Origin of the sequence: Pseudomonas sp. 8Z (assembly GCF_902506535.1) — a bacterium.
GTDB lineage: Bacteria > Pseudomonadota > Gammaproteobacteria > Pseudomonadales > Pseudomonadaceae > Aquipseudomonas.
In genome coordinates this window covers 914948-934960 of record NZ_LR733827.1, presented here as the reverse complement: position 1 = coordinate 934960, position 20013 = coordinate 914948, and the positions used below count along the sequence as shown (strand labels likewise).

Sequence of the window (20013 nt, the reverse complement as noted above, 5' to 3'; positions counted from 1 at the left end):
CATGGATAAAAACAAGCAGCAGGCGGTGCCCCGGCATGTCGCCATCATCATGGATGGCAACAATCGTTGGGCCAGGAAGCGCCTGTTACCCGGTGTGGCTGGCCACAAGGCGGGCGTGGACGCCGTACGTGCGGTGATCGAGGTATGCGCCGAGTCGGGTGTCGAGGTGTTGACGCTGTTCGCCTTCTCCAGCGAGAACTGGCAGCGCCCTGCCGATGAAGTTGGCGCGCTGATGGAGTTGTTCCTCGGTGCCTTGCGGCGCGAGGCAAAGCGCCTGCTCGACAACGACATCGCCTTGCGCATCATCGGTGATCGCTCGCGCTTTCATCCTGAGTTGCAGGCCGCCATGCGCGAAGCCGAGCAGCTTACGGCGGGGGCGCGGCGTTTTACCTTGCAGATCGCGGCCAACTACGGTGGGCAGTGGGACATCATTCAGGCTGCCCAGCGTCTGGCGCGTGAAGTGCAGGCTGGGCATCTGCAGCCTGACGAAATTACCGCTGACGTTTTGCAGGGGTGTTTGGCAACGGGCGACATGCCGCTGCCGGATCTGTGTATTCGTACCGGTGGTGAGCATCGCATCAGTAATTTTCTGCTCTGGCAGCTCGCTTACAGCGAGCTGTACTTCTCCGACCTTTATTGGCCGGACTTCAAGCATGAAGCCATGCGCAAGGCGCTGGCTGATTTCGCCACTCGTCAGCGTCGCTTCGGCAAGACCAGCGAGCAGGTAGAGGCAGAGGCGCGCTCCTAATGTTGAAGCAACGAATCATCACTGCGTTGGTGCTGTTGCCTATCGCGCTGGGAGGTTTTTTCCTGCTCGATGGGGTGGCGTTTGCCTTGTTTATCGGGGCCGTGATCGTGCTCGGCGCGTGGGAGTGGGCACGACTTGCCGGGTTGCAGGCGCAGGCGCAAAGGGTCGCTTATGCGTCGTTGGTTGCTCTACTGCTGGCGGGCTTGTATCGGCTGCCGCAACTGGCGCCTGTCGTGTTGTCTCTGGCGGTGCTTTGGTGGCTGGCGGCGACTTTGTTGGTGCTCAGCTACCCTGGCAGCAGTCGTTTCTGGGGTGGATTGCCTGGGCGTCTGGGGATCGGTCTGCTGATTTTGCTGCCAGCCTGGCAGGGGTTGGTACTGCTCAAGCACTGGCCGCAGGCTAATGGGCTGATCATTGCCGTGATGGTGTTGGTCTGGGGTGCCGATATCGGGGCATATTTCTCGGGCAAGGCATTCGGCAAGAAGAAGTTGGCGCCTCGCGTCAGTCCCGGCAAGAGCTGGGAGGGTGTGTATGGTGGTCTGGCTGCCAGTTTGCTGATCACTCTCGTGGTCGGTCTGCAGCAGGGGTGGTCGACTAAGGGGGTGGTGTTGGCGCTGGTTGGCGCTGCACTGGTGGTGCTGATCTCTGTCGTGGGGGATCTGACCGAGAGCATGTTCAAGCGTCAGGCGGGGATCAAGGACAGCAGCAATCTGCTGCCAGGGCATGGTGGTGTACTGGATCGCATCGACAGCCTCACAGCGGCTGTTCCGCTGTTTGCAGCTTTGCTCTGGATAGCGGGTTGGGGGGCGTTGTGAGCGGTTTGCAGCGTATTACCGTACTGGGTGCCACGGGCTCGATTGGCCTCAGTACCCTGGATGTGATTGCGCGTCATCCCGACCGTTATGAGGTGTTCGCGCTCACTGGTTTTTCCCGCTTGGCTGAGTTGCAGGCGCTGTCTCGTGTGCATCGGCCTCGATTCGTCGTGGTGCCTGATGAAGTCAGTGCGCAGGCCTTGCAAGCAGCTTTGCGTAGCGACGGGCTGAGCTGCGAGGTATTGGTCGGCGAGCAGGGTCTGTGCGCCGTTGCTGAGCATGCCGATGTCGATGCCGTGATGGCGGCGATTGTCGGTGCTGCGGGTCTTAAACCGACATTGGCGGCGGTGCGGGCGGGTAAGAAGGTGTTGCTGGCCAACAAGGAAGCGCTGGTGATGTCTGGCGCCTTGTTCATGCAGGCTGTGCGTGACAGTGGCGCGACTTTGCTGCCAATCGACAGTGAACATAACGCGATCTTCCAGTGTTTGCCGCAGGATTATGCGCGTGGATTGGCTCAGGTAGGTGTGCGCCGGGTGTTGTTGACGGCGTCCGGCGGGCCGTTTCGCGAAACCCCCTTGGCTGATCTGGAGCTCGTTACGCCTGAGCAGGCATGCGCCCATCCGAATTGGTCGATGGGGCGCAAGATTTCCGTCGACTCGGCCAGCATGATGAACAAGGGGCTCGAGTTGATCGAGGCCTGCTGGCTGTTCGATGCCGCTCCTGCGCAGATTGAGGTGGTCATTCATCGACAGAGCGTGATCCATTCGCTGGTTGACTACATCGATGGCTCGGTGTTGGCGCAAATGGGCAACCCGGATATGCGTACGCCTATCGCTCATGCCCTGGCGTGGCCGCAACGTATTGACTCAGGTGTGGCGCCGTTGGATCTGTTCGCCGTTGGTCGTCTGGACTTTCAGCGGCCGGATGAGCAGCGCTTTCCCTGTTTGCGTCTGGCGCGCGAGGCTGCGCAGGTGGGCGGTACGGCTCCGGCCGTTCTTAATGCTGCCAATGAAGTGGCCGTTGAAGCATTTCTGCAGCGGCGCATCCGCTTTACGGATATCGCGCGTATGATCGAGTCGGTATTGAACAGGCAGGCGTCGCAGACTGTGCAAGCGCTCGACGTGGTATTGGCTGCCGATATTCAGGCGCGAGAGCTGGCCAGGCAGTGGTTGGCCAGCCATTGAGGCGAAGTGGAGAGTTGAAATGAGTGCGCTGTACATGCTGGTGGGCACGTTGATAGCCCTGGGTGTGCTGGTGACCTTCCATGAGTTCGGCCATTTCTGGGTGGCGCGCCGCTGTGGGGTCAAGGTGCTGCGTTTTTCCGTCGGCTTCGGCAAGGCGCTGGTGCGTTGGCATGACCGCCATGGCACTGAGTTTGTCATCGCAGCCATTCCGTTGGGCGGCTACGTCAAGATGCTCGATGAGCGTGAAGGTGATGTGCCGTCGGCGCTGCTCGATCAGGCCTTCAATCGCAAAACCGTAGGGCAACGTATCGCCATTGTCTCGGCGGGACCGATTGCCAATTTCCTTCTCGCTCTAGTGTTCTTCTGGGCCGTTGCCATGCTCGGCAGCCAGCAGGTGCGCCCAGTGATTGGCGTCGTCGAGGAGGGGAGTCTGGCTGCTGCGGCTGGTTTGCAGGCTGGCCAGGAAATCGTTTCGGTCAATGATCAGGTCACCACGGGCTGGGCTGCGGTCAATTTGCAGTTGGTGAGCCGCCTTGGTGAGAGTGGCGTGCTCGATATCGGCGTGCTGGAGCCAGGTTCTACGGTTGAATCGCACAAGCGCCTGGAGCTGAACAACTGGCTGCGCGGTGCCGATGAGCCTGATCCGATAGGCTCGTTGGGTATTCAGCCCTGGCGCCCGGCCTTGCAGCCGGTGCTCGAAGAGCTCGATGCGCTAGGCCCGGCAAAGGCTGCTGGCCTGCGTGCTGGTGATCGTCTGCTGGCGCTGGATGATCAGCCGTTGAGTGATTGGCAGCAAGTGGTGGATAAGGTTCGTGCTCTGCCGGGCGAGCGTATTTCGTTGCGCTTCGAGCGTGAAGGGCAAGTGCAGGATGTGCAGCTAACCCTGGCCAGTCGGGGTGAGGGCGAGGCGCGTAGCGGCTACCTGGGGGCCGGTGTCAAAGGTGTCGAGTGGCCGCCTGAGATGCTGCGCGAAGTGAGTTATGGTCCGTTAGAGGCTGTGGCCGAAGGTGCGCGTCGTACTTGGGCAATGAGCCTGCTAACCCTCGAATCGCTAAAGAAAATGCTGTTCGGCGAGCTCTCGGTAAAAAACTTGAGTGGGCCGATAACCATTGCTAAAGTGGCGGGCGCTTCTGCTCAGTCTGGTCTCGGGGACTTCCTGAATTTCCTGGCCTATCTGAGCATTAGTCTGGGGGTTCTCAATCTGCTGCCCATCCCCGTACTGGATGGCGGTCATCTGCTTTTTTACCTAGTCGAGTGGGTGCGTGGTCGCCCCTTGTCTGAGCGGGTTCAAGGTTGGGGAATGCAGATAGGCATTAGTCTGGTTGTCGGGGTCATGCTGCTGGCCTTGGTCAATGATCTCAGTCGTCTGTAACCCGCACTGAATTACAAATCTGTCGCCTAGTGCGGCAGATTTTTTATCGTCAGTTGGAATAAGAAAGGACTTCATGAAACGTCTGCTGCTACCTGCGGTGTTGTCCGCATTGATGATCGCCGAAGTTCACGCCGAGTCCTTCACCATCTCCGATATACGTGTCAACGGACTGCAGCGGGTCTCCGCCGGTAGCGTATTCGGCGCTCTGCCACTGAACGTGGGTGAACAGGTCGATGATCATGAGCTTGTCGATGCCACGCGTTCTTTGTTCAAAACCGGTTTCTTTCAGGATATCCAGCTAGGTCGCGATGGCGATGTGCTGGTTATCAATGTAGTCGAACGCCCATCGATCTCCAGTATCGAGATTGACGGCAACAAGGCCATCAGTACTGAAGATCTGCTCAAGGGTCTGAATCAATCCGGCCTGGCCGAGGGCGAGATTTTCCAGCGCGCCACGCTCGAAGGCGTGCGCAATGAATTGCAGCGTCAGTATGTCGCCCAGGGACGTTACTCGGCCGAAATTCAGGCTGAGGTGATTCCGCAGCCACGTAACCGCGTAGCGCTGAAAATCACCATCAATGAAGGCACCGTGGCAGCTATCTCCCACATCAATGTGGTGGGTAATACCGTGTTCAGTGACGAAGATCTGTCCGATCTGTTCGAGCTGAAAACCACCAATTGGCTGTCCTTCTTCAAGAACGATGACAAGTACGCCCGTGAGAAACTCTCCGGCGACTTGGAGCGCCTGCGTTCCTACTACCTGGATCGCGGCTATATCAATATGGATATCAGCTCCACCCAGGTATCCATCACCCCGGATAAGAAGCACGTCTACATCACCGTTAACGTCGATGAAGGTGAGAAGTACAGTGTTAGCGAGGTGAAACTCTCCGGCGACCTCAAAGTGCCGGAAGAAGACGTGCGTGCGCTGCTGCTGGTCAAGGAAGGTCAGGTGTTCTCGCGCAAGGTGATGACGACTACCAGTGAGTTGATTACGCGCCGCCTGGGTAATGAGGGTTATACCTTCGCCAACGTCAATGGCGTGCCGCAAACGAATGACGAAGACAACACCGTTTCCATCACCTTCTTCGTCGATCCGGGCAAGCGCGCCTACGTCAATCGCATCAATTTCCGTGGTAACACCAAGTCCGAGGACGAAGTGCTGCGCCGCGAGATGCGTCAGATGGAAGGTGGCTGGGCTTCGACCTACCTGATCGATCAGTCCAAGACGCGACTGGAGCGTCTGGGCTTCTTCAAGGAAGTCAACGTCGAAACGCCGCAGGTGCCGGGTAGCGATGACCAGATCGATGTCAACTACAGTGTCGAAGAGCAGCCGTCCGGCTCCATTACCGCCAGCGTTGGCTTCGCACAGAACGCCGGTCTGATCCTCGGCGGCTCGATCAGTCAGAACAACTTCCTGGGTACCGGTAATCGCGTCAGCATTGGCTTGACGCGTAGCGAATACCAGACCCGTTACAACTTTGGTTTCGTTGACCCCTACTGGACAGTCGACGGTATCAGCCTGGGCTACAACGCCTTCTATCGCACCACCGACTATGACGAGCTCGATGTCGATGTCTCCAGTTACTCGGTCGATAGCCTGGGTGCGGGCATCAATATCGGTTACCCGATTAGCGAGACTTCGCGTCTGACCTATGGCCTGACTGTACAGCAGGACAGCATCGATACCGGTCGCTACACCGTCGATGAGATTTTCGACTTCATCGATCAGGAGGGTGATAGCTACCTGAACTTCAAGGGCTCCATCGGTTGGTCCGAATCGACCCTGAACCGTGGCACGCTCGCCACTCGTGGTCATTCGCAGAGCTTGGTGCTGGAAACCACGCTGCCGGGTAGTGATCTGTCGTTCTACAAGCTCGACTACCGTGGCCAGGTATTCGCGCCGCTCAGCGACAATTACACCCTGCGCTTCCACACCGAGTTGGGTTATGGCGACAGCTATGGCTCCACCGCCGAACTGCCGTTCTATGAGAATTATTACGCCGGTGGTTTCAACTCCGTGCGTGGTTTCAAAGACAACACCCTGGGGCCGCGCAGTACGCCAAGCGATGGTACCCGTCCGGGAACATTGCGTGACCCGGACCAGGATCCGCTGCCGTTCGGTGGTAACGTGCAGGTGCAGGGTGGGGTGGAAATGCTCTTCCCGCTGCCGTTCGTCAAGGATCAGCGTTCGCTGCGTACATCCTTGTTCTGGGATGTGGGTAACGTGTTCGACACCAATTGCTCGTCGAGTCAGAAGGAAGTCAGTGATAGCTGCAACATCGACTTCGGCAGCCTGGCCAGCTCCGTCGGCCTTGGTGTGACTTGGATTACCGCTTTGGGCCCGCTGAGCTTCAGCTTGGCCATGCCGATCAAGAAACCGGAAGATGCCGAAACTCAGGTCTTCCAGTTCTCTCTCGGCCAAACTTTCTAACACCGAAAGCCAACAGTTTTGTTGCAGGAGTGCATTGTGCGTAAGTTGACTCAACTGGTTCTGTTCACCACTGCCCTGATCGCCATGCCGGCGTTCGCGGAAATGAAAGTGGCCGTGCTGAACTATCAGATGGCGTTGCTCGAATCCGATGCCGCCAAGCGCTACGCCGTTGATGCCGAGAAGAAATTCGGCCCCCAGCTTTCCAAGCTCAAGACCCTGGAAAGCGATGCCAAGCGCATTCAGGATCGTATGGTCAAGGAAGGCGACAAGATGCAACAGGCAGAGCGTGAGCGCCTGGAACTCGAGTTCAAGCAGAAGGCCCGCGACTTTCAGTTCCAGTCCAAGGAGTTGAACGAGTCCAAGGCTGTTGCTGACCGTGAGATGCTGGCCAAGCTCAAGCCGAACCTGGATAAGGCGGTGGAAGAAGTGATCAAGAGCGGCAACTTCGATCTGGTACTCGAGCGTGGCGCGGTAATCGATGTCAAACCTCAGTACGACATCACCCGCCAGGTGATCGAGCGCATGAACAAGATGCGTTGAGCATGACCCTGACATTCACTCTCGGCCAGTTGGCCGAGCGCCTGGGCGCCACACTGCGTGGCGCTGAAGGCAAGGTCATCACGGGCCTGGCCACCTTGCAGGAGGCCAGGCCCGAACAGTTGAGCTTCCTGGCCAATGCCCAATACCGTAAGTATCTGACGCAGACGCAGGCTGGTGCCTTGTTGCTGACGGCCACCGATGCCGATGGCTATGCCGGTGACGCGCTGATTGTCGCCAATCCTTATCTGGCCTATGCCGAACTTTCGCACCTGTTTGACCGCAAGCCCAAAGCTGTTGCGGGTGTTCATCCGACGGCGCAGGTCGCGGCTGATGCTGTGGTTCATCCCAGTGCTAGCGTCGGTGCTTATGCGGTCATTGAAAGTGCTGCTCGCATCGGCGCGGACGTAACGGTCGGCGCGCATTGTGTGATCGGGGCGCGTAGCGTGATCGGTGATGGCGGCTGGTTGGCCCCGCGTGTGACGCTCTACCACGACGTCAGTATCGGCAAGCGTGTAGTGATCCAGTCCGGTGCGGTGATCGGTGGTGAGGGCTTCGGTTTCGCCAACGAGAAGGGCGTGTGGCAGAAGATCGCGCAAATCGGTGGCGTGAGCATCGGTGATGACGTCGAGATTGGCGCCAATACCACGGTCGATCGCGGCGCGCTGTCCGACACGCTAATCGGTAACGGCGTGAAGTTGGATAACCAAATCATGATCGCGCACAACGTGCAGGTCGGTGATAACACGGCTATGGCCGGCTGTTGCGGGATTTCCGGTAGCACCAAAATCGGCAAGAACTGCATGATCGCCGGCGGTGTAGGCATGGTTGGCCATATCGAGGTGTGCGACAACGTGTTCGTCACCGGCATGACCATGGTGACACGCTCAATTACAGAACCGGGCGCCTATTCTTCGGGCACCGCCATGCAGCCAGCGGGCGAGTGGAAGAAGAGTGCAGCACGTATTCGTCAGTTGGACGAGATGGCCAAGCGTCTGCGTGAGCTGGAAAAACAGCTCGCTGCCGTGACCCAGGCAGCGAACGTCTCATCTGATGCCTGAGCAAGGCGTGGCCGTGCTCTTTTCTTTTCTTAAGGCTTAACCGGACATGATGGACATTAACGAAATTCGTGAATATTTGCCGCACCGCTATCCTTTCCTGCTGGTGGATCGTGTGGTGGACCTGGACGTCGAAGGCAAGCAGATTCGCGCCTATAAGAATGTCAGCATCAATGAGCCGTTCTTCAACGGGCACTTCCCTGAACATCCGATCATGCCGGGTGTTCTGATCATCGAGGCTATGGCGCAGGCTGCCGGTATCCTTGGCTTCAAAATGATGGGCGTAAAACCGGCCGATGGCACGCTGTATTACTTCGTCGGTTCGGACAAGCTGCGCTTCCGCTCGCCGGTTCTGCCGGGTGACCAGCTCACCCTGGAGGCCAAGTACCTGAGTGACCGGCGCAGCATCTGGAAATTCGAGTGCCGTGCCACTGTTGACGGCAAGGAAGTATGCTCCGCTGAGATCATCTGTGCGGAACGCAAGCTATGAGTTCAATTGACCCTCGCGCCATCATCGACCCCAGTGCCAAGCTGGCTGACGACGTAGTCGTCGGCCCGTGGAGCATTGTCGGGGCCGATGTGGAAATCGGCGAGGGTACGGTGATCGGCCCGCACGTGGTGCTCAAGGGGCCGACTGTGATTGGCAAGCACAATCGCCTCTATCAGTTCTCTTCGGTCGGCGAAGATACGCCTGATCTGAAGTACAAGGGTGAGCCTACGCGCCTGGTGATTGGCGATCACAACGTGATTCGTGAGGGTGTCACGATTCATCGTGGCACCGTGCAAGATCGCAGTGAAACGACCATCGGTGACCATAACCTGATCATGGCCTATGCCCATATTGGCCATGACAGCGTCATCGGCAATCACTGCATCCTAGTCAACAACACCGCGCTGGCTGGGCACGTATGGGTTGATGACTGGGCGATCTTGTCTGGTTACACCTTGGTGCATCAGTTCTGCCGCATTGGCGCGCACAGCTTTTCTGGTATGGGTACCGCCATTGGTAAGGATGTGCCTGCGTTCGTCACCGTCTTCGGCAATCCTGCTCAAGCGCGCAGCATGAATTTCGAAGGTATGCGCCGTCGTGGTTTTTCCGCCGAGGCCATTTCCGCTCTGCGCAAAGGTTACAAGCTGGTCTACCGCCAAGGCTTGACCGTCGAGCAAGCGCTCGCCGAGCTGGCCGAGTCTGCGGCTCAGTTTCCGGAGGTCGCGATATTTCGTGACTCCATTCAGGCCTCCACGCGCGGCATTACTCGCTGATTCCCATGACTAGACCTCTTCGCGTCGCACTGGTTGCCGGTGAGGCGTCCGGCGATATTCTCGGCGCTGGCCTTATGCAGGCCATCAAATTACGTCACCCGGATGTCGAGTTCATCGGCGTTGGTGGTGCGCGTATGGAAGCTGAGGGCCTGAAATCCTATTTCCCCATGGAGCGCCTGGCTGTCATGGGCTTGGTCGAGGTGCTCGGTCGTCTGTTCGAGCTGTTGGGGCGTCGCCGCCAGTTGGCGCGCGATCTGATCGCTGCACAGCCTGACGTATTCATCGGTATCGACGCGCCCGACTTCAATTTGGGGTTGGAGCTCAAGCTGCGCCATGCCGGGATCAAAACCGTGCATTACGTCAGCCCGTCGGTGTGGGCGTGGCGGCAAAAACGCGTGCTGAAGATTCGTGAAGCCTGCGACCTGATGCTGACTCTGTTTCCCTTCGAGGCGCAGTTCTACGACGAGCATCAGGTCCCGGTACGCTTCGTCGGGCATCCGCTGGCCGATGCCATCCCGCAACAGGCTGACCGTGCCGCTGCACGCGAGGTTCTGGATCTGCCGTTGGACGAGTCTGTGGTTGCCCTGATGCCGGGGAGTCGCGGTGGCGAAGTGGCACGGCTGGGTGAGCTGTTTCTCGATGCTGCGATTCGCTTGCGCGCGTTGCGCCCAGGTATTCGCTTCTTGCTGCCTTGTGCCACGCCGGAGCGACGTGAGCAGCTAGAGCAGATGTTGGTCAATCGCGACTTACCGCTAACCCTGCTCAATGGCCGTTCCCATGAGGCGTTGGCAGCCTGTGATGCGGTGCTTATCGCTTCGGGGACTGCGACATTGGAGGCGCTGCTGTTCAAGCGCCCCATGGTGGTGGCGTACCGCGTGGCGCCTATGACCTATCGGATTCTCAAGCGCTTGGTGAAAAGCCCCTATATCTCGTTGCCCAACTTGTTGGCCGAGCGTTTACTGGTGCCTGAGCTCATCCAGGATGCTGCGACTGCCGATGCGCTGGCCCAGACCATTGCGCCGCTGATTGATGGCGGTCAGGTGCAGACCGAGGGCTTCGATGTGATTCACCGTGCCCTGCGCCGTGATGCCTCGGTCTCGGCCGCCGAGGCGGTACTCAAGCTGGTGGGGCGTGGCTGATGCAGCTCGGTCTGGATTTCACTCTGGTTGAAGAGCTGGTCGCCGGTGTCGACGAAGTCGGCCGCGGCCCGCTCTGCGGCGCTGTGGTGACGGCGGCGGTGATTCTCGATCCGTCGCGACCGATTGTCGGCCTGAACGACTCGAAGAAACTCAGCGAGGCGCGTCGTGAAGCGCTGTTCGACGAAATTCGCGAGAAGGCTCTGGCCTGGTGCATCGCTCGTGCCGAGGTGGATGAGATCGACCGCCTGAATATCCTGCATGCCACCATGTTGGCGATGCAGCGCGCCGTCGAAGGCTTGAGCGTGACGCCGAAACTGGCGCTGATCGACGGCAACCGTTGTCCAAAACTGGCGGTGCCCAGCGCCCCGGTGGTCAAAGGTGATAGTCGGGTGCCGGCCATCGCCGCCGCTTCGATCCTGGCCAAGGTCAGTCGTGATCGCGAGATGGTCGAGATGGATCGGCTCTATCCCGGCTATGGCATCGCCGGTCACAAGGGCTACCCCACGCCCGTGCATCTTGAAGCGCTCAAACGCCTGGGGCCGACGCCGATTCATCGCCGTTCTTTCGCTCCTGTGCGGGCACTGCTCGAAGTCTGAACCTCTGGCCCTAAGCCAGACCCGCTTAGGCTACAATCCGCGCTTTGTCGTTTTCATCTGCAAGGCCGCCTCATGACCCAAGCGTTCGTCCACCTGCGTCTGCACACCGAATACTCTCTGGTCGATGGCCTGGTGCGGGTCAAACCGCTGATCAAGGCCGTCGCCGGGGCCGGCATGCCGGCAGTGGCGGTCACCGATATGAGCAACATGTGCTCGCTGGTGAAGTTCTATAAAGCGGCCATGGGGGCGGGAGTCAAGCCGATCTGTGGCGCTGATATCTGGATGGCCAGTGCCGAGGAGGACGGCCCGCTGACGCGTCTGACTCTGCTGGCGATGAATGCCAAGGGTTACCGCAATCTCACCGAACTGATCTCGCGTGGCTGGTCCGAAGGGCAGAGCAACGATTTGGTGATTATTCAGCGTGATTGGGTCAAGGCTGCTGCCGAGGGACTGATTGCGTTGTCCGGCGCGCGCGAAGGTGAGGTCGGCATGGCTTTGCTGGACGGTGACTCAGCCCTTGCCGAAACACGCCTGCGCGAGTGGATGGATGTGTTCCCCGATCGCTTCTACCTGGAAGTGCAGCGCACCAGCCGCGTGGGTGACGAGGAGTATCTGCACGCGGCTGTAGCCCTGGCTGGTCGCGTCGAAGCGCCCTTGGTTGCGACCAACGACGTGCGCTTCATCAAGCAGGATGATTTCGAAGCCCACGAGACTCGCGTATGTATTGGTGAAGGGCGCACGCTGGACGACCCGCGCCGCCCGCGCCACTACTCCGATCAGCAGTACCTCAAGAGCGCCGCAGAAATGTGGGAGCTGTTCTGCGATCTGCCCGAGGCCCTGGAAAACACGGTCGAGATCGCCAAGCGCTGCAATATCGAGGTGCAGCTCGGCAAATACTTCCTGCCGGATTTTCCCACGCCGGGTGGCATGGGCATCGATGACTATTTGCGCCATGCCTCCTTCGAGGGGCTTGAGGAGCGCCTGGCAGTGCTGTGGCCGAAGGAGACCACGCCCGATTACGAAGAGAAGCGCCAGGTTTATATCGATCGCCTTAACTTCGAGCTGGATATCATCATCCAGATGGGCTTCCCCGGATACTTCCTGATCGTGATGGACTTCATCCAGTGGGCCAAGAACAACGGCGTGCCGGTTGGCCCAGGGCGTGGTTCGGGTGCCGGTTCGCTGGTGGCCTACGTGCTGAAGATCACCGACCTCGATCCGCTGGCCTATGACCTGCTGTTCGAACGCTTCCTCAACCCCGAGCGGATTTCCATGCCCGACTTCGACGTCGACTTCTGCATGGATGGCCGTGACCGGGTAATCGATTACGTGGCTGAAAAATATGGCCGCAACGCGGTGAGCCAGATCATCACCTTCGGCTCTATGGCGGCCAAGGCGGTGGTGCGCGACGTGGCGCGGGCCCAGGGCAAGTCCTACGGTCTGGCCGATCGCCTATCGAAGATGATTCCCTTCGAGGTCGGCATGACTTTGGAGAAGGCCTTTGAGATGGAGGAGCCGCTGCGCGAGTTCCTCAAGAACGACGAAGAAGCTCAGGAAATCTGGGACATGTCGCTCAAGCTCGAAGGTGTAGTGCGCGGCACCGGCAAGCATGCCGGTGGCGTGGTGATCGCCCCGACCAAGCTCACCGACTTCTCGCCGATTGCCTGTGATGAAGAGGGTGCGGGCCTGGTGACCCAGTTCGACAAGGACGACGTCGAGCAGGCCGGGCTGGTCAAGTTCGACTTCCTCGGTCTGCGCACCCTGACCATCATTAAGTGGGCGATGGAAACCATCCACCGCGAGCAGAAGCGCGCCGGTGCCAGCGATGAAGAACTGGTCAATATCGATTTCATCCCACTGGATGACAAGAAAACCTATGACATGCTGCAGAAGGCCGAAACTACGGCGGTCTTCCAGCTTGAATCGCGGGGCATGAAGGAGCTGATCAAGAAGCTCAAGCCCGACTGCCTGGAAGACATGATTGCATTGGTGGCGCTGTTCCGCCCCGGCCCGCTGCAGTCCGGCATGGTGGACGACTTTATCAACCGTAAGCACGGCCGCGCCGAGCTGTCGTACCCGCACCCGGACTACCAGTACGCAGGGCTGGAGCCTGTGCTCAAGCCCACCTACGGGATCATTCTGTATCAGGAACAGGTGATGCAGATTGCCCAGGTCATGGGCGGTTACACCCTTGGCCAGGCGGATATGCTGCGCCGCGCGATGGGTAAGAAGAAACCCGAGGAAATGGCCAAGCAGCGTGGCGGCTTCATCGAAGGTTGTGCCAACAACAACATCGATGCCGACCTGGCAGGTAACATTTTCGACCTGGTGGAAAAGTTCGCCGGTTACGGCTTCAACAAATCCCACTCGGCTGCCTACGGCTTGGTTTCCTATCAGACCGCCTGGCTCAAGGCGCACTATCCGGCACCGTTCATGGCTGCGGTGCTGTCGGCGGATATGCACAACACCGACAAGGTGGTGATCCTTGTGGAAGAGTGCCGCAACATGAAGTTGCGCATTGATCCGCCGGATGTGAACGTCTCCGAGTACAAGTTCACCGTCAACGATGACGGTCGTATCGTCTACGGCCTCGGCGCGGTCAAGGGCGTGGGCGAGGGGCCGGTCGAGGCCATCGTCGAATGCCGCGCCGAAGGTGGGCCGTTCAAGGATCTGTTCGACTTCTGCAACCGCGTCGACCTCAAGCGCATCAACAAGCGCACCCTCGAGGCGCTGATTCGCAGCGGCGCACTGGATCGTCTCGGCCCCTACTATCAGGATGAACTCAAGGCCTACCAGGCCAGCGTGGACAAGAACCGTGCGGTGCTGCTGGCGTCGATGGAAGAGGCGGTGCAGTCCGCCGAGCAGACCGCGCGCAGCGCCGAGAGCGGCCATATGGATCTGTTCGGCGGCCTGTTCGCCGAGCCCGAGGCGGATGTCTACGCCAACCACCGCAAGGCCCGCGAGCTGCCGATCAAGGAGCGTCTGAAAGGCGAGAAGGACACCCTGGGCATCTACCTGTCCGGTCACCCCATCGATGAGTACGAAGGCGAGATTCGCCGTTTTGCCCGTCAGCGCATCGTCGAACTCAAGCCGGCGCGTGATACCCAGACCATTGCCGGGATGATCGTCAACCTACGAGTGATGAAGAACAAGAAAGGCGACAAGATGGGCTTCATTACCCTCGATGACCGTTCCGGGCGTATCGAGGCGTCGTTGTTCGCCGATGCCTTTGCCAGCAATCAAGCGCTACTGCAAAACGATGCATTGGTGGTGGTCGAGGGTGAGGTCAGCAATGACGACTTTTCCGGCGGTCTGCGTCTGCGTGCCAAGCGCGTGATGAGCCTGGAGGAGGCGCGCACCGGTTTGGCCGACAGCCTGCGGGTCAAGGTCGCCAGCGAGGCACTCAAGGGCGATCGCCTGCGTTGGCTGGCCGAGCTGTGCAGCAAGCACAAGGGCGCTTGCCCGGTGACGCTGGACTACAGTGGCGAAGAGGCACGTGCTTTGCTTCAGTTCGGCGACGCTTGGCGAATTGATCCGGCTGACACTTTGATACAGGCATTACGTGACCAGTTCGGGCGTGACAACGTCTTTTTGCACTACCGCTGATGCGAGAAGAGGGCTTGCTCTCTCTTCGCACGGCAGATTCGACCCGCAGCGCCGCATCCCGTAAGGTAAGGCGCCATATGGATACAGCTCCCCGGCCACTTGGCCGTCGACGCAAGACGGATGACTATGAACCCGAATTTCCTCGATTTCGAACAGCCGATCGCCGACCTGCAAGCCAAGATCGAAGAGCTACGCCTGGTTGGTAATGACAACGCGCTGAACATTGGTGACGAGATCGCTCGTCTGCAAGACAAGAGCAGCGCACTGACCGAAAGCATCTTCGGCAATTTGACTAGCTGGCAGATCGCCCAACTTGCGCGTCACCCGCGCCGCCCCTACACCCTGGATTACATCCAGCACATCTTCACCGAGTTCGATGAGTTGCACGGTGATCGTCACTTCTCCGATGACGCCGCTATTGTCGGCGGTGTGGCACGTCTGGGTGACCAACCGGTTATGGTCATTGGTCACCAGAAGGGCCGCGAAGTCCGTGAGAAGGTGCGCCGCAACTTCGGTATGCCGCGCCCTGAGGGCTATCGCAAGGCTTGCCGCCTGATGGAAATGGCTGAGCGCTTCAAGATGCCGATTCTCACCTTCATCGATACGCCCGGTGCTTATCCGGGTATCGATGCCGAGGAGCGTGGCCAGAGCGAGGCCATCGCCTGGAACCTGCGCGTGATGGCTCGTCTGAAAACGCCGATCATCGCCACTGTTATCGGTGAAGGTGGTTCCGGCGGTGCGTTGGCCATCGGCGTCTGCGACCAACTGAATATGCTGCAGTACTCCACCTACTCGGTTATTTCCCCGGAAGGTTGCGCTTCGATTCTCTGGCGCACCGCCGAGAAGGCGCCGGATGCGGCTGAAGCCATGGGCATCACCGCTGAGCGTCTGAAAGACCTGGGTATTGTCGATCAAGTTATCGCCGAGCCGCTAGGTGGCGCTCATCGCGACCCGGCTGCTGCTTCCGAGTCGATCCGTCAGGCGTTGACCAAGCAACTGGCCAGCCTGCAGAAGCACGACACCGATGCACTGCTCAAGCGTCGCTATGATCGCCTGATGAGCTATGGCATCGCCTGATTGCTTTGTCGCGTCGTTTTGCAACGGGCCTTCGGGCCCGTTGTCGTTTCTGCGCTATATCCAGGTTGGGAGGGTGGCTTGAAGATGCTCTCGCGTATGCAACGGTTTAGGCTTGGCTTATGACTTCACTCGACATTCGTTTACGCGCCGCGCTGCAACCCTGGCGTACGGCGCCTGTCTGGCGTGTTGCCTTCTCCGGTGGCCTGGATTCCACCGTGCTGTTGCACCTGCTTGCTCAATGGGCGCGCCACGAGGCTTTACCGCCGTTGCATGCCTTGCATATTCATCATGGATTGCAAACGGTGGCCGAATCCTGGCCTGCGCACTGCGCTGCGGTGTGTCAGGGTCTGGATATTGAACTGGACGTGGTACGGGTGCAGGTCGGTTCGGGTGCGAGCCTTGAGCAGGCGGCAAGACAGGCGCGCTATGCGGCATTAGCCGAATGGCTGCAGGTCGGTGATGTTCTTCTGAGCGCCCAGCATCGTGATGATCAGGCGGAAACCGTGTTGTTTCGTTTGTTGCGCGGTGCAGGTGTGCGTGGGCTCGCCGGCATGCCGGTGAATCGTACACTGGGCAAGGGCCGTTTGTTGAGGCCGTTGCTGGGTTGTTCGCGCGCGGAGTTACAGGCATACGCGCAGCAGCATGAGCTGAGCTGGATTGAAGATCCGAGCAATCAGGATGAGCGCTTCAGGCGTAATTTCCTGCGACGCCAAATCCTGCCGCTGCTTGCGCAACATTGGCCGCAGGCTTCTGCCAACCTGGCACGCAGTGCGGCGCACTTGAGCGAGGCGCAGCAGTTGTTGGACGAGTTGGCCGAGGTGGATCTGGCGACTGTCCGTGGTTGCGTTGATTTTGCCTGGTTGCCCCTGCCGTCTCTGTCGCTACTTGAGATTTCAGCATTGAGCGATGCGCGGCAGCGCAATCTGCTGCGCCACTGGTTGGCACCTTTGACGCCTATGCCTGATAGCGACCATTGGGCGGGTTGGTACGATTTGCGCGACGCCCATGCTGAGGCGATGCCTGTCTGGCGTTTGGCCGCAGGGGAATTGCATCGTGCCGATGGGCGGTTGTGGTGGCTCAGTGGTGAGTGGTTGCAGTCACCAGTACCGCCTATCGGCACGTTGGTCGAGACGCTCGAATTGCCGGGCAATGGTTGCCTGGCGCTGACAGGGCAGTTACCTGCCGGCCAGTGGCGGCTGGCTTATCGGCAGGGCGGGGAGTCGCTGTATATGGCCGGGCGAGGTCGTCGCGACCTTAAACGTCTGCTCAACGAGTGGCGGGTGCCGACCTTCGTGCGACCACGCCTGCCGCTGTTGTTCGATGGCGACGAACTGGTTGCCGTTGCGAATCTGGCGCAGGCAGCGCAATTGGCCGAGTGCGGTGTAAGTTTGCAGTGGTCGCCACCAATCGGCGCGCAAGGTTTGAGCTGGTAAGGCCTTTCGAGTAGACTACGCTCCCGTCTTAATACAGCTTTGCCGACTCTCTCTGAGAGCTGGCGAGTTAGCCATTGCGCTGGCAGTGGTGCTCCTTCTTCGCTTTCCCCGGCGGCGCAGGCCGCTTAAACGCAGACTTCTAGGGTTTTTCATGACGCGCTACATCTTCGTCACGGGTGGTGTTGTTTCTTCATTGGGGAAAGGCATCGCCTCGGCTTCACTGGCGGCCATCCTGGAGGCGCGGGGACTGAAGGTCACCATGCTCAAGCTGGACCCCTACATCAACGTCGATCCGGGCACCATGAGCCCGTTCCAGCACGGTGAGGTGTTCGTCACGCAGGACGGCGCCGAGACCGACCTCGACCTGGGCCATTACGAGCGGTTCATCCGCACCACCATGACCCAGAACAATAACTTCACTACTGGCCGCGTGTACGAAGATGTACTGCGCAAGGAGCGCCGTGGTGATTATCTGGGCGCGACCATTCAGGTCATTCCGCATATCACCGACGAGATCAAGCGCCGCATCATCAAGGGCGCCGGCGATGCCGACGTGGCGCTGGTGGAAATCGGCGGCACCGTAGGCGACATCGAGTCGCAACCGTTCCTCGAAGCGATCCGTCAGTTGCGCGTCGAAGTGGGCGCCAAGCGTGCCATGCTGATGCACCTGACGCTGGTGCCGTACATCGCTACTGCCGGCGAGACCAAGACCAAGCCGACTCAGCACTCGGTCAAGGAACTGCGCTCCATCGGCCTGCAGCCCGATGTGCTGGTGTGCCGCTCCGACCACCCGATCGATGTGTCTTCGCGTCGTAAGATCGCCCTGTTCACCAACGTCGAAGAGCGTGCGGTGATCAGCCTGGAAGACGTCGACACCATCTACAAGATTCCTGGCGTACTGCATGCCCAGGGGTTGGATGAATTCGTCGTCGAGCGTTTTGGCCTGCAGTGCCAGGCGGCCGACCTCTCCGAATGGGATCGCGTGGTCGATGCCAAGCTCAACCCGGAGAAAGATGTCACCATCGCCATGGTCGGCAAGTACATGGAACTGCTCGACGCCTACAAATCGCTGATCGAAGCGATGAGCCACGCGGGCATCCAGAATCGCACCAAGGTCAACATTCGCTACATCGATTCCGAGGACATCGAGAATCAGGGCACCAGCCTGCTCGAAGGCGTCGATGCCATTCTGGTACCGGGCGGTTTCGGTTTGCGTGGTGTGGAAGGCAAGATCAAGACCGTGCAGTACGCTCGCGAGAACAAGATCCCGTATTTGGGTATCTGCCTCGGTATGCAGGTTGCTGTCATCGAGTACGCCCGTAATGTGGTGGGCTGGAGCGACGCCAACTCCACCGAGTTCGATATGGCCAGCCAGCACCCGGTGGTCGGTTTGATCACCGAATGGCAAGACGCGACTGGCGCTACCGAGCAGCGTAGCGAGAGCTCTGACTTGGGCGGCACCATGCGTCTTGGCGCGCAGGACTGCCAGTTGCAGGCCGGTTCGCTGGTATACGACTGCTACGGCAAGGATGTGATTGTCGAGCGTCACCGTCATCGTTACGAAGTGAACAACAACCTGTTGCCGCAACTGACCGATGCCGGTCTGAAAGTCTCCGGGCGTTCCGGTGATGGCGCGCTGGTGGAAGTGGTCGAGGCGCCGGATCATCCGTGGTTCGTTGCCTGTCAGTTCCACCCGGAATTCACCTCTACGCCGCGTGACGGCCACCCGTTGTTCAGTGGTTTCGTCAACGCTGCTCTGGCTCAGAAAGCGAAGAAGGCATAAGGAATGGCTCAGAAGATCATCAAGGTCGGTAACATCGAGATCGCCAACGACAAGCCGTTCGTGCTGTTCGGTGGCATCAATGTTCTGGAATCGCGCGACCTGGCCATGCAGGCCTGCGAAGAGTACGTGCGGGTGACCGAGAAGCTCGGCATTCCCTACGTGTTCAAGGCCAGCTTCGACAAGGCTAACCGCTCCTCCGTCACCTCCTTCCGTGGCCCTGGCCTGGAAGAGGGCATGAAGATCTTTGAGGAAGTGAAGAAGACCTTCGGCGTGCCGGTCATTACCGACGTTCACGAACCTCATCAAGCCGCTGCGGTGGCCGAGGTGTGCGACATCATTCAGTTGCCGGCCTTTCTTTCGCGGCAGACTGATCTGGTGGTGGCGATGGCCAAAACCGGTGCTGTCATCAACATCAAAAAGGCACAGTTCCTCGCGCCGCAGGAAATGAAGCATATCCTGCGCAAGTGTGAGGAAGCGGGTAACGATCAACTGATCCTTTGCGAGCGCGGTTCCTCCTTCGGTTACAACAACCTGGTGGTGGACATGCTCGGCTTCGGCATCATGAAGCAGTTCGAATACCCGGTGTTTTTCGACGTGACCCATGCCCTGCAAATGCCGGGTGGTCGTGCCGACTCCGCCGGTGGTCGCCGCGCGCAGGTGACCGACCTGGCCAAGGCTGGCATGAGCCAAGGCTTGGCGGGGCTGTTCCTTGAAGCGCACCCGGAACCGGAAAACGCCAAGTGCGATGGCCCCTGTGCATTGCGTTTGAACAAGCTGGAGCCTTTCCTTTCCCAGCTCAAGCAACTGGATGATCTGGTGAAGGGTTTTGCGCCGATCGAGACTGCCTGAAGTCGTCGCAATCCGGTACAGTGCCGCCCCGAAACAATTCTCGGACTTTAGAGTCAGATGTTGCCGCGTTGCCCTTGCGCGCGGCTGCATCGTGCAGCCGTCGCTGCCGTTTTATCGTCAAC

Annotated in this window: 16 protein-coding genes; all 16 read left to right on the top strand. The window is 59.3% G+C overall.

Translation table 11 applies throughout. The features are described from left to right. Window position 1: 1 nt before the first annotated feature. Window positions 2-748 (top strand): polyprenyl diphosphate synthase, encoded by a 747-nt coding sequence (uppS, locus tag AERO9A_RS17150; protein ID WP_159973130.1) that lies wholly within the window; start codon window positions 2-4, stop codon window positions 746-748. After that, on the top strand, window positions 748-1563 hold the full coding sequence (locus tag AERO9A_RS17145) for a phosphatidate cytidylyltransferase (protein WP_159973129.1): 816 nt from the start codon (window positions 748-750) through the stop codon (window positions 1561-1563). The genes uppS and AERO9A_RS17145 overlap by 1 nt, the downstream gene beginning before the upstream one ends. Continuing rightward, window positions 1560-2744 carry a 1-deoxy-D-xylulose-5-phosphate reductoisomerase gene (gene ispC, locus AERO9A_RS17140; protein WP_159973128.1) on the top strand — a complete coding sequence of 395 codons (1185 nt, stop codon included), beginning with the start codon at window positions 1560-1562 and terminating at the stop codon, window positions 2742-2744. The genes AERO9A_RS17145 and ispC overlap by 4 nt, the downstream gene beginning before the upstream one ends. Window positions 2745-2763: 19 nt before the next feature. After that, window positions 2764-4116 carry a sigma E protease regulator RseP gene (gene rseP, locus AERO9A_RS17135; RefSeq protein ID WP_159973127.1) on the top strand — a complete coding sequence of 451 codons (1353 nt, stop codon included), beginning with the start codon at window positions 2764-2766 and terminating at the stop codon, window positions 4114-4116. 73 nt (window positions 4117-4189) lie between these two features. Beyond that, a complete protein-coding gene (bamA, locus tag AERO9A_RS17130; RefSeq protein ID WP_159973126.1) occupies window positions 4190-6550 on the top strand; it encodes an outer membrane protein assembly factor BamA in 2361 nt (786 codons plus the stop codon). A gap of 36 nt (window positions 6551-6586) precedes the next feature. Then, window positions 6587-7090, top strand: a complete 504-nt coding sequence (locus tag AERO9A_RS17125) for an OmpH family outer membrane protein (protein ID WP_159973125.1) — start codon at window positions 6587-6589, stop codon at window positions 7088-7090. Beyond that, window positions 7087-8148: a UDP-3-O-(3-hydroxymyristoyl)glucosamine N-acyltransferase gene (gene lpxD / locus AERO9A_RS17120; RefSeq protein WP_159973124.1), complete on the top strand. Its 1062-nt coding sequence runs from the start codon at window positions 7087-7089 to the stop codon at window positions 8146-8148. Before AERO9A_RS17125 ends, lpxD begins: the two co-directional genes overlap by 4 nt. Window positions 8149-8194: 46 nt before the next feature. Next, complete coding sequence (gene fabZ / locus AERO9A_RS17115) at window positions 8195-8635, top strand: 3-hydroxyacyl-ACP dehydratase FabZ (protein ID WP_003244215.1); 441 nt, start codon at window positions 8195-8197, stop codon at window positions 8633-8635. Beyond that, entirely contained in the window at window positions 8632-9408 is a 777-nt protein-coding gene (gene lpxA, locus AERO9A_RS17110; RefSeq protein WP_159973123.1) for an acyl-ACP--UDP-N-acetylglucosamine O-acyltransferase, read from the top strand. The genes fabZ and lpxA overlap by 4 nt, the downstream gene beginning before the upstream one ends. Before the next feature lie 5 nt (window positions 9409-9413). Further along, complete coding sequence (gene lpxB / locus AERO9A_RS17105) at window positions 9414-10547, top strand: lipid-A-disaccharide synthase (protein WP_159973122.1); 1134 nt, start codon at window positions 9414-9416, stop codon at window positions 10545-10547. Continuing rightward, complete coding sequence (gene rnhB / locus AERO9A_RS17100; RefSeq protein WP_159973121.1) at window positions 10547-11143, top strand: ribonuclease HII; 597 nt, start codon at window positions 10547-10549, stop codon at window positions 11141-11143. The genes lpxB and rnhB overlap by 1 nt, the downstream gene beginning before the upstream one ends. Before the next feature lie 72 nt (window positions 11144-11215). Then, window positions 11216-14749 (top strand): DNA polymerase III subunit alpha, encoded by a 3534-nt coding sequence (gene dnaE, locus AERO9A_RS17095; RefSeq protein ID WP_159973120.1) that lies wholly within the window; start codon window positions 11216-11218, stop codon window positions 14747-14749. A gap of 126 nt (window positions 14750-14875) precedes the next feature. After that, window positions 14876-15826: an acetyl-CoA carboxylase carboxyltransferase subunit alpha gene (locus tag AERO9A_RS17090; protein ID WP_159973119.1), complete on the top strand. Its 951-nt coding sequence runs from the start codon at window positions 14876-14878 to the stop codon at window positions 15824-15826. A gap of 119 nt (window positions 15827-15945) precedes the next feature. Then, window positions 15946-17259 (top strand): tRNA lysidine(34) synthetase TilS, encoded by a 1314-nt coding sequence (tilS, locus tag AERO9A_RS17085; RefSeq protein ID WP_159973118.1) that lies wholly within the window; start codon window positions 15946-15948, stop codon window positions 17257-17259. Window positions 17260-17410: 151 nt separating this feature from the next. Then, entirely contained in the window at window positions 17411-19042 is a 1632-nt protein-coding gene (locus tag AERO9A_RS17080; RefSeq protein WP_159973117.1) for a CTP synthase, read from the top strand. A 3-nt stretch (window positions 19043-19045) separates the two neighbouring features. Next, a complete protein-coding gene (gene kdsA, locus AERO9A_RS17075) occupies window positions 19046-19891 on the top strand; it encodes a 3-deoxy-8-phosphooctulonate synthase (protein ID WP_159973116.1) in 846 nt (281 codons plus the stop codon). The last annotated feature ends 122 nt before the right edge of the window (window positions 19892-20013 follow it).

Excerpts from the sequence above, each read along its gene's own strand:
- uppS (WP_159973130.1), top strand. The coding sequence starts at position 2 with ATGGATAAAAACAAGCAGCAGGCGGTGCCCCGGCATGTCGCCATCATC.
- AERO9A_RS17145 (WP_159973129.1), top strand. The coding sequence starts at position 748 with ATGTTGAAGCAACGAATCATCACTGCGTTGGTGCTGTTGCCTATCGCG.
- rseP (WP_159973127.1), top strand. The coding sequence starts at position 2,764 with ATGAGTGCGCTGTACATGCTGGTGGGCACGTTGATAGCCCTGGGTGTG.
- bamA (WP_159973126.1), top strand. The coding sequence starts at position 4,190 with ATGAAACGTCTGCTGCTACCTGCGGTGTTGTCCGCATTGATGATCGCC.
- fabZ (WP_003244215.1), top strand. The coding sequence starts at position 8,195 with ATGATGGACATTAACGAAATTCGTGAATATTTGCCGCACCGCTATCCT.
- lpxA (WP_159973123.1), top strand. The coding sequence starts at position 8,632 with ATGAGTTCAATTGACCCTCGCGCCATCATCGACCCCAGTGCCAAGCTG.
- lpxB (WP_159973122.1), top strand. The coding sequence starts at position 9,414 with ATGACTAGACCTCTTCGCGTCGCACTGGTTGCCGGTGAGGCGTCCGGC.
- rnhB (WP_159973121.1), top strand. The coding sequence starts at position 10,547 with ATGCAGCTCGGTCTGGATTTCACTCTGGTTGAAGAGCTGGTCGCCGGT.
- dnaE (WP_159973120.1), top strand. The coding sequence starts at position 11,216 with ATGACCCAAGCGTTCGTCCACCTGCGTCTGCACACCGAATACTCTCTG.
- AERO9A_RS17090 (WP_159973119.1), top strand. The coding sequence starts at position 14,876 with ATGAACCCGAATTTCCTCGATTTCGAACAGCCGATCGCCGACCTGCAA.
- tilS (WP_159973118.1), top strand. The coding sequence starts at position 15,946 with ATGACTTCACTCGACATTCGTTTACGCGCCGCGCTGCAACCCTGGCGT.
- AERO9A_RS17080 (WP_159973117.1), top strand. The coding sequence starts at position 17,411 with ATGACGCGCTACATCTTCGTCACGGGTGGTGTTGTTTCTTCATTGGGG.
- kdsA (WP_159973116.1), top strand. The coding sequence starts at position 19,046 with ATGGCTCAGAAGATCATCAAGGTCGGTAACATCGAGATCGCCAACGAC.